Below are 13,343 nucleotides of genomic sequence, written 5' to 3'. Positions count from 1 at the left end.
ATCGGGCCTTTTGTGTACGCCACGGCCCCTGTGGGAGCGGGCTTGCCCGCGATGAGGCCGGCAAGACCACCGTCACCCTCGCTGACTACCGCGCTCGCGCAAATACCCCAATACCGCTTCACGATTCCCGGCAAACTCGATCCGCGCGCCCTTCTTTTCACGCTGAAAGGCATACATCGGATCGTAATACTCGGTCAGCAACCCCTCGATCCAGCCCCGGTGCAGATCCACCGCGCCGCTACGCCCCTGCTCCGCCAAGGCATCTTCCATCAGCGTCATCATGCGTCGATGGCGCTCACCCCCCAGACGCTTGTGCACATTGTTCAAACTCGCCAGCAAGCGTTCGCAAAACAGCGCAAAACCTTCCTCTGCGTGCACATGAATGAACTCGGCACACAGGTCCACCACGTAATCGCGCAGGATTCGCTCGACCCGGCCCTCCAGGCTGTCCTCGAGCCAGACCATCGGAAACTGCTGCATGCCCTGATAAAGCGGCAAAGGCAGTGCGCAACTGCCGATCGCGCGGCTCTCGTCTTCCAGCACGAATTGCTCGAGGCCCGCGGCGCGCTTCTTCAGCACATCCACCGCCAGGCGGTTTTCGAAATCGATATTGCAAGGTTGCCCCGTGGCGCGTTTGCCGAAACTGGAACCGCGATGATTGGCGTACCCTTCAAGGTCCAGCCCGTTGCTCAGTTGCAGGAGTACTTCGGTCTTGCCGGTGCCCGTCATGCCCCCCAACAACACGAAATCGCACTGGGCCACCGCTTGATCAAGGGTATCGAGCAGAAAACTGCGCATGGCCTTATAGCCACCCGCGACTCGCGGGTAGTCGATACCCGCCTCGTCCCTGAGCCATTGCTGAACGATCTGCGAGCGCAACCCGCCGCGAAAACAGTACAAAAGCCCATCGGGATGAGCCCGGGCAAAGTCGGCCCAGGCCTGGATGCGCTCGGCCTTGATTGCGCCAGACACCAGTTGATGACCCAGTTCGATGGCGGCTTGTTGACCCTGTTGCTTATAACAAGTGCCAACCCGTTGCCGCTCGTGATCGTTCATCAGCGGCAAATTGACCACACCGGGAAACGAGCCCTTGAGAAACTCGACTGGCGCACGGGCATCCATCAGCGGCCGGTCGTTGAGGAAAATATCGCGGTAATCGGTGCAGTCGGCGAACATCAGGAGACCTCGACTGCATGGCTCTGTCGCTCGACCAATTCACCGATGGGCGCAAGGTTCAGGCCCATTTGCGCAGCGGTCGCCAGAAAAGTGTCATTACCCTCGGGCGTCACGGCGATCAACAGGCCTCCGCTGGTCTGCGGGTCGCATAACACGTTTTTGTGCAACGCCTGCAATCGCCCCAGTTTGCTGGCGTAGCTGTCGTAGTTACGCAAGGTCCCGCCGGGAATGCAGCCCTGCTCAAGGTAATACTCGACCCCCGGCAGACGCGGCACGCGGTCATATTCGATAAGGGCGGTCAGCTGGCTGCCGTCGGCCATTTCCACCAGATGCCCCAATAGACCAAAACCGGTGACGTCGGTCATCGCGGTCACCCCGTCCAGCTTGCCAAAACGGCTGCCGGGTTTGTTCAGGGTGCACATCCAGTCCCGGGCCAGGCCAATGTCGGCATTGCGCAACTTGCCTTTCTTTTCGGCGGTGGTGAGGATGCCGATGCCCAAGGGCTTGGTGAGGTAAAGCAGGCAACCGGCCGTCGCCGTGTCGTTGCGCTTCATGTGACGCTTTTCCACCAGCCCGGTGACGGCCAGGCCAAAGATCGGCTCCGGTGCGTCGATGGAATGCCCGCCAGCCAACGGAATACCTGCTTCATCGCACACCGAACGGCCACCGCGAATCACTTCACGGGCAATTTCCGGCGCCAGCACATTGACCGGCCAGCCCAGAATGGCGATGGCCATCAACGGGTCGCCACCCATGGCGTAGATGTCACTGATGGCATTGGTGGCGGCGATGCGGCCGAAATCGAAGGGATCGTCGACGATCGGCATGAAAAAGTCCGTGGTCGATACCACACCGCGCTCTTCGTCGATGGCATAGACCGCCGCATCATCGCGCGAGGCGTTGCCGACCCAGAGCCTGGGGTCCAGATTCTGCGCCCCGCTGCCGGCGAGAATCACTTCCAGTACTTGGGGAGAAATCTTGCAACCGCATCCAGCGCCGTGGCTGTACTGGGTCAGGCGAATCGGCTCGCTCATGGGACACCTCGCAGGATTGGTGCCGTCGATTCTAGCAGAGCACCATTGCGGCAACGGATTGCAGCGCCAGTGGGAGCGAGCCTGCTCGCGAAGACGGGCTAGCCCGCTCCCACAGGGGTCAGTGTTACGGCAACAGGATCACCTTGTCACCGCTGCCCTGATTGACCTCGGCATAACGCTCCAGGCCCTCGGCCAATGGCGACTCGAACAGCCCCTGGGGCAACGGTAACAAGTCCTGATCGAAGAATTGACCGAACTGATCCAGCATCGCCGCGCACGCTTGTACGCCGTAGAGCAACGAGTTGATGCCGACCACCGAGCCGCCCTTGCGATACAGCGCCAGGGCCGGTAGCTGCACCATGCCATCCACCGGCGCGGCGATGATGGCGATGCGGCCAAAGGTGGCCAATGCCGCAACGGACGCCGGCAACCAGAAGCCGGTGGTGTCGAAAATCACGTCGGCGCCGCCCTTGAAGACGGCATTCACCTGAGCGTCCAGATCCTCGGGTTTGTCCAGTTGCAGCGTATGAAAACCCTGGTCCTGCAGCTCCTTGACCTGCTCGGGCCGCCGCGCTGCCGCCAATACTTGGGCCCCACGCACCTTGGCCAATGCCAGCGCGGCACTGCCCACCGCGCCGCCGCCGATCACCAGCAAACGGGTTTCGGCAGTCACCAGGCTGCGCTCCAGTGCATCCCATGCCGTGGTGTAGGGCACGCCCAGACTGGCGGCCTGGGCAAAGCTCAAATGCGTGGGCTTGAGGGCGACGCCATTGGCCGGCAGTTTGACGAATTGCGCGTGGGAGCCATCGGCGAAAAAACCCAGTTCGCGACCTGTGCCCCAGACGTGTTGACCGACCAGCGCCTGTGGGCCTTCAACGACGATGCCGGCAAAGTCGCGACCGGGAATCCGCGGCAACGTGGTGTAGGGAAAACGTCCCAGCACGTTCTTCACATCGCTGGGGTTGAGCCCGGCCGCCTTGATTTCCACCAGTACTTCATCGACGCCGGGAACGGGCGTCGCAACCTCGACGTAGCGCAGGGCCGAGAGGTCGCCGGTTTTGTCGAACTGCAATGCTTTCATGAGGGTTACCATCGAATGATCAAAGAAGGTTCAGGAGATCCAGCCGGCCACCAGCTCGCGGCCCATCGGCCAGAGCTTTTCGCCGGCCAGCATGCCGAGCAGGCCTACCAGTGCGATCGCCGGTGGTGCGGGGGAACGAAAATCCAGGGCGCCGTAGAGCAGACCGACACCCAGGCCGATCGCCAGTGAAATGAGGTAGTTCATGACAGACTCCGTGGGCCATTGGGATAGGCCCGAAAGTCTAGTGAACAGTGCCAACGAGTACCGGCCAAGTGCTTCTGAATTCCGGCCAAACACTGGTCCTGAAAGCGTCAGCCCGGATGCTGACTGGCCGAAAACTGCGACGGCGCGACACCCAGTTCCCGACGGAACATGTCGCTGAAGCTGCTGGGCGAATAACCCAGTTCACGGGCGATGGCACTGACCGGCACCCCCTGAATCAACTCGGCCACCGCCGTCGCCAGTTGTACCTGGCGCCGCCATTCGGCAAAGCCCATGCCCAGGCCGTCCTTGAACAACCGCGCCAGGGTCCGCACGCTGGCGCCGGCGTTTTCCGCGTGTTGCTCGAAAGCGATGTCCAGCGACGGCGCGGCCATGACGGTCTGGCACAGGTTCATCAGTCGCCGATCAGAATCATCCGGAAGCGGGATCTTCAGCAGTGAGCGCCGGGCCCGCTTGAGCTCCAGCAGCGCCAGCCCCACCAGTGCTTCGTAATACTCGGGCGCACCGTCGTCGCCCTGCTCCACCAGGCCGACGATCAGCTCGCGCAACAAACCGCCGACTTCGATGACCTGGACACTGGCGTCGAGTGTTGCCGCCAGCGATGGTCGCAAGTAGATGTTGCGCATCTGCAGGTCCGAGACCACGCGAATCCCGTGGGGCACGCCGGGCGGCAACCAAACCGCCCGTTGCGGCGGCACCACCAGTGCCTCGTGAGGCGTCTCGACCCACATCACGCCACTCATCGCATACAGCAACTGCCCCCAGACATGCTCATGCGGCTCGATGAACAACCCGCGCGGATAAGTGCGCGCCAGCGGTTGCACGGGGACATCGGTGTCGCTCAAATCTGGCGGTGCGGCAAGGGCCATGGGCAGCAATCATTGGGGTTGGGAAAGGCTCAATGGTAACGAGGCCTTGAATTTGCCGCCAGCGGCTGCCACCGTCCGCCAATCCAAGTGAATTTTCCGTTCGGCCCGTGATCCGTTTATGTACCACAGGGAGGAATACGGGCTATATGAACAATGCAAAACTCTTCGTCATTGAATACACCCTTCATGGCGTCCCCAAATCGTTCATTATCCGTCTGGACAAAATGGACAACGCAGAAGCCTGGCATTGGGCGAGCTGCGACGCGGGAGTCGGCCGGATACCGCGCTTTGGCCGGGAAAAGGTGCAAAAGACCAGTAAGCCGATGGCTGAGAAATTCGGCGTGGAAAACGTCAAGTGGCGGCCGGCTAACTGATGCCCGGCACGCGACAGGATTGGAGGGGGCCAAGCACATGACTCTGATCAGCAGCCCTGCGCATCTCGACTATGGTCTGGATACGCTGTTTGGCCGCATCACCAAAAGCGCCGAGTGCCAGGTTGGCCTGGAACAGGTCATGAACGACCCGACCTGCTTCGCGATTCGCGTTCCGCCGCCGCTGCCGGAAGATCTCGAGCAGGCCAAGACTGTCGTGCTCAAGGTCGAAGGACGCCGCCTGTCGGGCACCGTCCGACACACCGAACGCCTCGACGATGACAGCCTGAAACTGGACGTGGAGCCCGACTAGGCTCCACTTTCAACGTAAACGAACTATTTGGCGTGGGCGCACTTGCAGCCCTTGCTGGAACATTCTTCACCGTGCTCGTGGTGCTTGGCGCAGGCCTCGCAGCAATAGTGCTTGCCGTGGCGCGCAATCGGATGCGCGCCCAGCTTGCACGAACATTTCGGGCAATCGCAGATACTGTCACTGTTGATCATGAGCCTGACTCCTGAGGTAGTGGTCGTCGGGGCGAGAAGAACAACCCGTGTTACCAGTGTAGGCTGGTGGACCGTTATCGTCGGAACGCCGCCCGGGGCAGGCTCGCGTCCACAGTAGGTCTGGTAAACCTGCGGGTGATGGGTCGGCTGGCAGGCCGCCATCGCTGGCAGGCCAGCTCCCACAGTAGAGCGGGTACATCTGCGGGTGATGGGTCGGCTGGCAGGCCGCCTTCGCTGGCAGGCCAGCTCCCACAGTAGATTGAGTACAGCTGCAGGTGATGGGTTGGCTGTCAGGCCGCCTTCGCTGGCAGGCTAGCTCCCACAGTAAGTCGGGTGCATCTGCGGGTGATGGGTCGGCTGGCAGGCCGCCTTCGCTGGCAGGCCAGCTCCCACAGTTGAGCGGGTACATCTGCAGGTGATGGGTCGGCTGGCAGGCCGCCTTCGCTGGCAGGCCAGCTCCCACGGTAAGTCGGGTGCATCTGCGGGTGATTGGTCGGCTGTCAGGCCGCCTTCGCTGGCAGGCCAGCTCCCACAGTAAGTCGGATGCATCTGCGGGTGATGGGTCGGCTGTCAGGCCGCCTTCGCTGGCCAGCCAGCTCAGAAAAGCAAGTCGGCGTACACCCACCCGCTCCTCACCACTCATCAGGCCGAGCGTTAGCTCGCCTGCAGCTTTTGATCTTGATCCACCCGCCCCTTCGGAAGGCTGAGTGGAGGTGTTCATCCGGGGAGTGGCGCGCAGCGCCGTTCGACGCAGTCGAACACGCTGCATGTAGGTCGTCGCGAAGCAGACCGGAGGGCAGTGTCCCCGGATGGATACCGCAGCGAAGGAACGCCGAGCCCCAGCGAGGGGCCGGACGCTCGGGGCGAGCCTTTTTTTGCTTATCTTTTTTTTGGCGTTTGAAAAAAAAGTAAGTCGCCGTAAGGGCGAAACCCTAAGCCGCCGTTACCGCAGCAACGAATATGTACACAACCAACCCAAAACCTGGTCGGCCCAGAGGCCGCCAAGGTCACCCCCGACACCGCACACTACTGCGATACATGAATACCAGGGCCAACCCCAAAAGCCCCATCGCCAACACCCGACTCCCAGACAACTCGATCGCCGGATTCCCCAACCAACCGAAATTATCAATCAGCATCCCCATCCCCAACTGCCCGACAATCACCGCCACCGTCGCCACCGCAGTCCCCACCCGTGGCACCGCGCCCACCATCACCATCATGTAGACGACACCGAACAACGCCCCGCTCAGCTGCCATTTCGGCACGTCCAGCAAACTCACCGCATGCGCTGGCTCAAAAAACAGAATCAGCAACCCGGTACTCACCGCCCCCACCACGAACGTCAGCAAACTGCTGCGCAACACACCGACCGTTTCGCCGAGTCGACCATTGATAGCCGCTTGCACACTCAACACCGCACCGGCAGCCACGACCACCGCCAACAAAATAATCAGATTCATCATCAACCCCGGGCGATCAGAACAAGTGCCGCCACAATCAGCAGCAAAGCCAGCCAACGTTCACCGTTGACCTTTTTGCGAGTCGCGCCGAACCAGCCGAAATGATCGATCAAGACGCTTTTGCCGACTTGCCCGGACAGGATCGCGATCATGGTCATGGCAATACCGATATGCGGCGTGGCCAGCGTCAGCACCACCACGTAGATCGGCCCGAGAAAACCGCCGATCAATTGCCAGCGCGGCAGTTCGCCCAAGGCAGGCCCCTGTTGCCGGCCGCTGAACAACAGCAGCAAGAACAGAATCGCCGAGCCGACACCGAAAATGCTCAAGGTCGCCCACAAGTGCCCGACCTGTGCACCCAGCGGTCCAAGCAACCCGGCCTCCACGGACAGGCCCATGCCGGCCAGGATCACCAGCGGCAACAGCAACAACCGCTGCCCCGATCCGGTCGCAGGCGTTGTGTCAACGTCCGCGTGATTGATTGAAGAAGTTTGCATAAAGAGCCCCCGTGAAATGGATCAAAACGTCAGGCGGGCATTATCGATTGGCGCATCTGCGCGATAAATGGGAGCATGCCGACAACACTTTTGCGTAACACGCACAGCAGGTCGCTTATGCACGGCTTCAACGAACTCGGATTCAAGGCACTTCGGCTGTTTGTCGCGGTACTCGACCATGGCAGTTTTTCCGAAGTGGCGCGCCGTGAGGGCCTGGCGCCCTCTTCGATCTCCCGGCAGATCCAATTGATGGAGCAGGCCCTGAACCAACAATTGCTTTACCGCCACACCCGCGCCGTCACCCCCACCGAAGCGGGGCGCATGCTCGGTCATCATGCGCGGTTGGTGCTGGTGCAACTGGAGGAAGCGGAGCAAGCCCTGCAGGAACAACAAAGCGAACCCAGCGGACTGGTACGGATCAACGCGCCAGTGGTATTCGGCCAACGCCACCTGACGCCCTGGTTGGGGCAGTTGCGCGCGCGTTATCCGAAGCTGCAACTGGACATCCAGCAGACCGACAGTTACGTCGACCCGTTGCAGGAAGGCGCCGACCTGCTGTTTCGCATAGGGCCGCTGCACGACTCCAGCATGCAGGCGCGGATTCTTGCGCCCCACCGTTTCCAGGTCGCGGCAAGCCCTGCTTATCTGGAGCGCCATGGCACACCACAGCATCCCGATGAACTCGCCAGACATCAATGCCTGGCCTATAAGGGCGTCACCGGCCAGCAACGCTGGTTTTTCCGAAAGGGCCAGCAAACGTGGACGCCCTACTCGGTGAGGGGACCGATCACCGGCAACCACGCCGATACCCTGACCCAAGCCGCCGAACAGGGGCTGGGGCTGGTGATGTTTCCGTCGTGGTTGATCGGTGAAGCGGTGCGCAACGGCACGCTGGTGCCGGTGCTGGGGAACTATCAAGTGTCCAACAGCCTTGAGCCGCAGCAGATTGCCGTGCTCTGGCCCGGTAGCCGACGCCTGTCGGTGAAGGTCAGGACGGTGATCGACTTCTTTGTCGAATGCTTTGGTGCAGTGCCGTATTGGGACAGGCCGTAGCAGGCTTTCTTGTAGAAGCCTGCTTGCCGGTTCCTATAACTATTACGTGACCGAGACCGTCCCCTGTAGGCGCTGGCTTGTCGGGTCGCCGCATCGCAGCGATGGTCGTCAACGATCACGCGGGTGACCTGATTAAACGCGTCGCCCTTGAGTTCATCGCCAGCAGGCGGGCTCCTAAAGGGTCAGGGTGGCTGGTCAGATGCGGAACTGCCCGACCAGATTGCCCAAGCGCTGCCCCAGCTCCGCCAGACTGCGCGAGGTTTGCGCACCCAGCTGGGTTTCATCGGCGACGTTGTCCACCGCCACCGCGATCTGATGCACGCTGCGGTTGATCTCTTCGGCCACGGCGGTCTGTTCTTCGGCGGCGCTGGCGATCTGTGCGTTCATCGAATTGATGGTAGCAATCAACTGGGCCATGGTATCGAGCGACGCGCCCGCTTCGTTGGCCTGGGCCGAGGTGCCGTCGCCGGCTTCACTGGAACGGCGCATCGCTTCCACCGCCGACTGGGTGCCGGCCTGCAAGCGGTCGATCATGCCCTGGATTTCCTGGGTACTGATTTGCGTACGGCTGGCCAGTGCCCGTACTTCATCGGCCACCACTGCGAATCCGCGACCAGCCTCACCGGCGCGCGCCGCTTCAATGGCCGCATTGAGCGCCAGCAGGTTGGTTTGTTCGGCAATCGAACGGATCACCCCGAGCACGCTGACAATCGACGACACGTCTTTTTGCAAGCTGTCGAGGGACACACCGCTGCTACGAATGTCGTCCACCAACGCATGAATCTTCACGATGCTGCCAGCCACCACACGCTTGGCGGCCTGGCCTTCTTCGTCGGTCTGCTGGGCGGCCACTGCCGCGTTTTGCGCACTCTTGGCCACTTCCTGAGCTGCCGCCGACATTTCATTGATCGCCGTGGCGACTTGATCAGTCTCGTGACGCTGACGCTCCATGGCCTGGTCCGAACGGTGCGCCTGATCGGAAACCTGATGCACCAACCCGGTCAGCTGCGTGGTCATTTCGGTGATCTGGCGCACCAGGCCGTGGATCTTGTCGACAAAACGGTTGAACGAACCGGCCAGTTGGCCCAGCTCATCCTGGCTGGTGATGGTCAGGCGACGGGTCAGGTCGCCCTCGCCCGCCGCAATATCGTCCAGGTTGGCTTTCATCAGGTTCAGCGGACGCAGAATGGTATTGGCCAGCAGCATCCCGGCGGCGGCGATCACCAGCAGCACCACCACGGCGACGCCGACGATGCTCAGTACCACACCTTCCATGCGTTCCTGAACCTTGGCCTCAACCACCGCGACTTGCGCCTCGATGCCGTCCAGATTCACCGAAGTACCCACCGCCATGTCCCACTTCGACAGGTATTCGGTGTATCCGAGCTTGGGCACCAGCACCTGGTTGTTGCTGGGCAGCGGCGAGCTGTATTGCAGGTAGTGAGTACCGTCCTTCGCGACCTTCACCAGATCACGGTTGACGTAGACGCCGTTCGGGTCGCGGTTGTCCTTGAAGCTCTGGCCCACGCCTTCGGGGCTGTTGGCCTTGAACAGCCGCACGGTGTTGGAGTCGTAGCCGAAGAAGTAGCCTTCCTTGCCGTAGGCGATGCTCGACAGCAGCTTGATCGCCTGGGCCCGCGCCGCGTTATCGCCAGGGGCTGCCGCGTCGTAGAGCGGTTTGATCGCGGTCATGGCCACGGCAACGTAGCTTTGCAGGGTGGCCTTGGCATCGCTGAGCAGGCGTTCGCGGGTTTCTTCGACTTCGTGGCGAGCCTGTGCCTGCAGGATGAATAACGTGGTCAGGCTGATGACCAGCGCAAAGAGCAACACCGGGAGGACGGCAAGGGACAGGACTTTGGCCTTCAGGCTCATGCGCATGACGTTCACTCTTTTTTGATTTTATTGGCGTGGTTAAAGGCGTTAACGGCAGGCCAGGTCAAAAGTTGAACGCGTTCATCGGGAGCACTGGAGCCCCCCCTGTGGGAGCGAGCTGGCTCCCACAAGGGTTGCGGTTTTACAGCACCATCGCCGCCACCCAGCCAAACGCGAGCAATGGCAGGTTGTAGTGCAGGAAGGTCGGGACCACGGTGTCCCAGATGTGGTGATGCTGGCCGTCGATGTTCAAACCGGAGGTCGGGCCGAGGGTCGAGTCCGAGGCTGGCGAACCGGCGTCGCCGAGTGCGCCGGCGGTGCCGACGATGCAGACGATTGCCAGCGGGCTGAAACCCAATTGCACGCACAGCGGCACAAAGATCGCCGCCAGAATGGGCACGGTGGAAAACGACGAACCGATGCCCATGGTCACCAATAGCCCCACCAGCAACATCAACAAGGCGCCGATGCCTTTACTGTGGTCGATCCAGGACGCCGACGATTCGACCAGCGTCTGCAATTCACCGGTGGCCTTCATCACTTCGGCGAACCCTGAGGCGGCGATCATGATGAAGCCGATCATCGCCATCATCTTCATGCCTTCGGTGAACAGATCATCGGTGTCGCGCCATTTGACGATGCCCGACACCGAAAAAATCAGGAAACCCACCAGTGCACCGATGATCATCGAGTCCAGCAGCAGCTGCACAATGAAAGCGGCGGCAATCGCCACCCCGGCCACCATCAGGCTCAGCGGGTTGTACTGCACCGCGACCTGCTCGACTTGCTCGATTTTCTCCAGGTCATAGACGCGCTTCTTGCGATAACTGATAAACGCGATCAGCAGGCCCGCCACCATGCCCAGCGCCGGAATGCCCATGGCGTGGGTGACATTGATGCCCGTGATGTCCACGCCGCTGCGGGCCACGTTGGCCAGCAGGATTTCATTGAGGAAGATGTTGCCGAAGCCCACCGGCAGGAACATGTACGGCGTAATCAAGCCGAAGGTCATCACGCAGGCGATCAGCCGGCGATCCAGTTGCAGCTTGGTCAGCACATAAAGCAGCGGCGGCACCAGCAACGGGATAAAGGCGATATGAATCGGCAGAATATTCTGCGAGGCAATGGCCACCACCCACAGCAACCCGATCAGCAACCACTTGACCTGACCACCCCCGCTGGCGTGCTGGCGATCGACCATCGCCAACGCCTTGTCGGCCAGGGCATGGGCCAGGCCGGACTTGGCAATGGCCACGGCAAACGCACCGAGCAATGCGTAGGACAGCGCCACCGTCGCCCCGCCGCCGAGGCCACTGTTGAAGGCCTTGAGCGTCGCGTCGATGCCAAGACCGCCGGTCAGGCCACCCACCAGCGCACCGACGATCAGCGCGATGACCACATGCACGCGGGACAGGCTGAGTATCAGCATGATGCCGACCGCGGCAATCACTGCATTCATTTCATTACCTCGAGACAAACGGAAAGAGTCCGTCCGGCAGTCTGCGTGAGCCGCCAGCGGATAAAGGAATGGGTTTTATTAGAGGGCGCGCACTGTGCCGCAGACTCGCCCTCGTGTCAAAGCGCCCAAGCCCTGCGCAGATGTAACGGCATATGAATACCTGCAGGAGCGAGCCAGCTCGCGAAGCGCATGAGAGCACCGAGGGGTATCAGCTTTCCATCGTGATCGTTGGCGACCATCGCGAGCAGGCTCGCTTCTACAGGGAGATCGACAAGAGACGGGATAAAGAAACCAGAAACCCGGCCGTTACAGTTCAAAGTCGCAGATATTTATCGAATAAGGACGTCTCCATGTCACTCAAGCAACTGTCCATTCAATGGAAAATCACCCTGCTGGCCGGGCTTTGCCTGGCGGGCATCGTGACCCTGCTGGTGGGTCTTTCGCTGTATCGCATGGAGACCAGCTCGGAATTGGTGAAAGCCTCAAGCATGGAAATGCTGACCGAATCCGCCCAGGCACGGATCGAGTCCCAGGGTGAAAACCAGGCGCTGGGCATTCGCCAGCAGTTCATGGACGCCTATCAATATGGCAACGGTTTTTCACGCCAGGTGCTGTTTCTGCGCGATCAGGCCGAAAAGCGCTTTCTCGATGCCTTCGACTTGCGCGAAGACCTGACCCGCCAGGTCAAGGCGACACTGCAAGCCAACCCTGAACTGCTCGGCCTGGCCCTGGTGTTCGAGCCCAACGGCCTGGATGGCAAGGACGAACTGTTTGCCGGCCAGAGTGACGTCGGCAGTAATGAAAAGGGGCGTTTTGCCTTGTACTGGTCGCAACCGACGCCAGGCCAGCTGACCTCCATGCCACTGCCGGAAAAAGACATCGCCGACACCAGCACCGGCCCCAGCGGCGAAGCGGCCAACGCCTGGTTCACCTGCCCGCGCACCACCCTCAAGCCCTGCGTGATCGAGCCCTACTTCTATACGATCGACGGCCAGAACGTGCTGATGACCAGTATCGTTTTCCCGCTGATGCTTAACGGCAAGCTCATCGCCTCGCTGTCGGTGGACATCAACCTCAACAGCCTGCAAACGATCAGCCAGAACGCCAGCAAAAAGCTCTATGACGGCCAGACCAGCGTCAGCATTCTCAGCCCGGCCGGTTTGCTCGCCGGCTACAGCCCCGACGCCAGCAAACTCAGCCAGCGCCTGGAAACCGTGGACAAGACCAACGGTGCCGAGCTGGTACGCATGCTCGCCGCCAGCAGCAAGACCGCCAGCCTGCACAGTCAGCAACAGCTCAAGGTGCTGTCACCGTTCCAGCCGATTCCCGGTGGCAAAACCTGGGGCGTATTGCTCGACGTCCCGGAAAAAGTGTTGATTGGCCCCGCCGAAGCGCTGAAAAAGCAACTGGATGAAAGCAACACCGCCGGCACCCTGACGGAACTCGGATTGGGCGTTCTGGCGGCGTTGATTGGCCTGCTCCTGGTATGGCTGATGGCTCGCAGCGTGACCCGACCAATCCTCGGCGTGGCGCACATGCTCGAAGACATCGCCAGCGGCGAAGGCGACCTGACTCGACGCCTGGCCTACGACAAACAGGATGAACTGGGTCAGTTGGCCGGCTGGTTCAACCGTTTCCTCGACAAGCTGCAGCCGATCATCGCCGAGGTCAAACGCTCGGTGCAGGACGCACGCAGCACTGCGGACCAGTCCTCCGCCATCGCCACCCAGACCAGCGCCGGC

At 61.2% G+C, this 13,343-nt stretch carries 12 protein-coding genes and 3 pseudogenes; 4 read left to right on the top strand and 11 right to left on the bottom strand.

What is annotated here, in order from left to right:
• Positions 1–72: 72 nt before the first annotated feature.
• From mnmH to GQ39_RS03885, 5 genes are all read right to left on the bottom strand, one after another.
• Positions 73–1,176 (bottom strand): tRNA 2-selenouridine(34) synthase MnmH, encoded by a 1,104-nt coding sequence (gene mnmH, locus GQ39_RS03900; RefSeq protein ID WP_047527460.1) that lies wholly within the window; start codon positions 1,174–1,176, stop codon positions 73–75.
• Entirely contained in the window at positions 1,176–2,210 is a 1,035-nt protein-coding gene (gene selD, locus GQ39_RS03895; RefSeq protein ID WP_047527459.1) for a selenide, water dikinase SelD, read from the bottom strand. The genes mnmH and selD overlap by 1 nt, the downstream gene beginning before the upstream one ends.
• Before the next feature lie 124 nt (positions 2,211–2,334).
• Complete coding sequence (locus tag GQ39_RS03890) at positions 2,335–3,291, bottom strand: quinone oxidoreductase family protein (protein WP_047527458.1); 957 nt, start codon at positions 3,289–3,291, stop codon at positions 2,335–2,337.
• A 30-nt stretch (positions 3,292–3,321) separates the two neighbouring features.
• Positions 3,322–3,495, bottom strand: coding sequence for a DUF1427 family protein (locus tag GQ39_RS31215; RefSeq protein WP_081997842.1), 174 nt, complete (start codon positions 3,493–3,495; stop codon positions 3,322–3,324).
• Between the two features lie 107 nt (positions 3,496–3,602).
• Positions 3,603–4,382 carry an AraC family transcriptional regulator gene (locus GQ39_RS03885; protein ID WP_047527457.1) on the bottom strand — a complete coding sequence of 260 codons (780 nt, stop codon included), beginning with the start codon at positions 4,380–4,382 and terminating at the stop codon, positions 3,603–3,605.
• Positions 4,383–4,528: 146 nt separating this feature from the next.
• On the opposite strand from GQ39_RS03885, the gene GQ39_RS03880 reads away from it, so the two are divergent.
• Together GQ39_RS03880 and GQ39_RS03875 are read left to right on the top strand one after the other, a co-directional pair.
• Positions 4,529–4,756, top strand: a complete 228-nt coding sequence (locus tag GQ39_RS03880) for a DUF6555 family protein (RefSeq protein ID WP_047527456.1) — start codon at positions 4,529–4,531, stop codon at positions 4,754–4,756.
• Positions 4,757–4,793: 37 nt separating this feature from the next.
• On the top strand, positions 4,794–5,066 hold the full coding sequence (locus GQ39_RS03875; protein ID WP_047527455.1) for a hypothetical protein: 273 nt from the start codon (positions 4,794–4,796) through the stop codon (positions 5,064–5,066).
• A gap of 23 nt (positions 5,067–5,089) precedes the next feature.
• Here the strand turns inward: GQ39_RS03875 and GQ39_RS03870 are convergent, their stop codons facing one another.
• The 3 genes from GQ39_RS03870 to GQ39_RS03860 all read right to left on the bottom strand — a co-directional run bounded on the left by GQ39_RS03870 (position 5,090) and on the right by GQ39_RS03860 (position 7,217).
• On the bottom strand, positions 5,090–5,257 hold the full coding sequence (locus tag GQ39_RS03870; protein ID WP_047527454.1) for a metallothionein: 168 nt from the start codon (positions 5,255–5,257) through the stop codon (positions 5,090–5,092).
• Between the two features lie 1,007 nt (positions 5,258–6,264).
• Positions 6,265–6,723: a DMT family transporter gene (locus tag GQ39_RS03865; protein WP_047527453.1), complete on the bottom strand. Its 459-nt coding sequence runs from the start codon at positions 6,721–6,723 to the stop codon at positions 6,265–6,267.
• Positions 6,723–7,217, bottom strand: a complete 495-nt coding sequence (locus GQ39_RS03860) for a DMT family transporter (protein ID WP_047527452.1) — start codon at positions 7,215–7,217, stop codon at positions 6,723–6,725. Before GQ39_RS03860 ends, GQ39_RS03865 begins: the two co-directional genes overlap by 1 nt.
• A 117-nt stretch (positions 7,218–7,334) precedes the next feature.
• On the opposite strand from GQ39_RS03860, the gene GQ39_RS03855 reads away from it, so the two are divergent.
• Positions 7,335–8,270, top strand: coding sequence for a LysR family transcriptional regulator (locus tag GQ39_RS03855; protein WP_047527451.1), 936 nt, complete (start codon positions 7,335–7,337; stop codon positions 8,268–8,270).
• Positions 8,271–8,465: 195 nt separating this feature from the next.
• On the opposite strand, the pseudogene GQ39_RS33690 reads toward GQ39_RS03855, so the two are convergent.
• The 3 genes and pseudogenes from GQ39_RS33690 to GQ39_RS03845 all read right to left on the bottom strand — a co-directional run.
• Positions 8,466–9,056 (bottom strand): annotated as a pseudogene (locus tag GQ39_RS33690) (methyl-accepting chemotaxis protein); the annotation flags it as partial.
• Positions 9,057–9,371: 315 nt separating this feature from the next.
• Positions 9,372–10,142: pseudogene (locus GQ39_RS33685) on the bottom strand (cache domain-containing protein); the annotation flags it as partial.
• Between the two features lie 142 nt (positions 10,143–10,284).
• Positions 10,285–11,601, bottom strand: a complete 1,317-nt coding sequence (locus GQ39_RS03845; RefSeq protein ID WP_047527448.1) for a Na+/H+ antiporter family protein — start codon at positions 11,599–11,601, stop codon at positions 10,285–10,287.
• Between the two features lie 152 nt (positions 11,602–11,753).
• Between GQ39_RS03845 and GQ39_RS33680 the strand changes: the two are divergent.
• Positions 11,754–13,241 (top strand): annotated as a pseudogene (locus tag GQ39_RS33680) (HAMP domain-containing protein); the annotation flags it as partial.
• Positions 13,242–13,343 lie beyond the last annotated feature (102 nt).

Source organism: Pseudomonas sp. 11/12A (assembly GCF_000800055.1).
In the GTDB taxonomy this organism is placed as follows: domain Bacteria; phylum Pseudomonadota; class Gammaproteobacteria; order Pseudomonadales; family Pseudomonadaceae; genus Aquipseudomonas; species Aquipseudomonas mohnii.
Note: the sequence above shows the minus strand (reverse complement) of the source record. Positions and strands in the feature narration are given on the sequence as shown.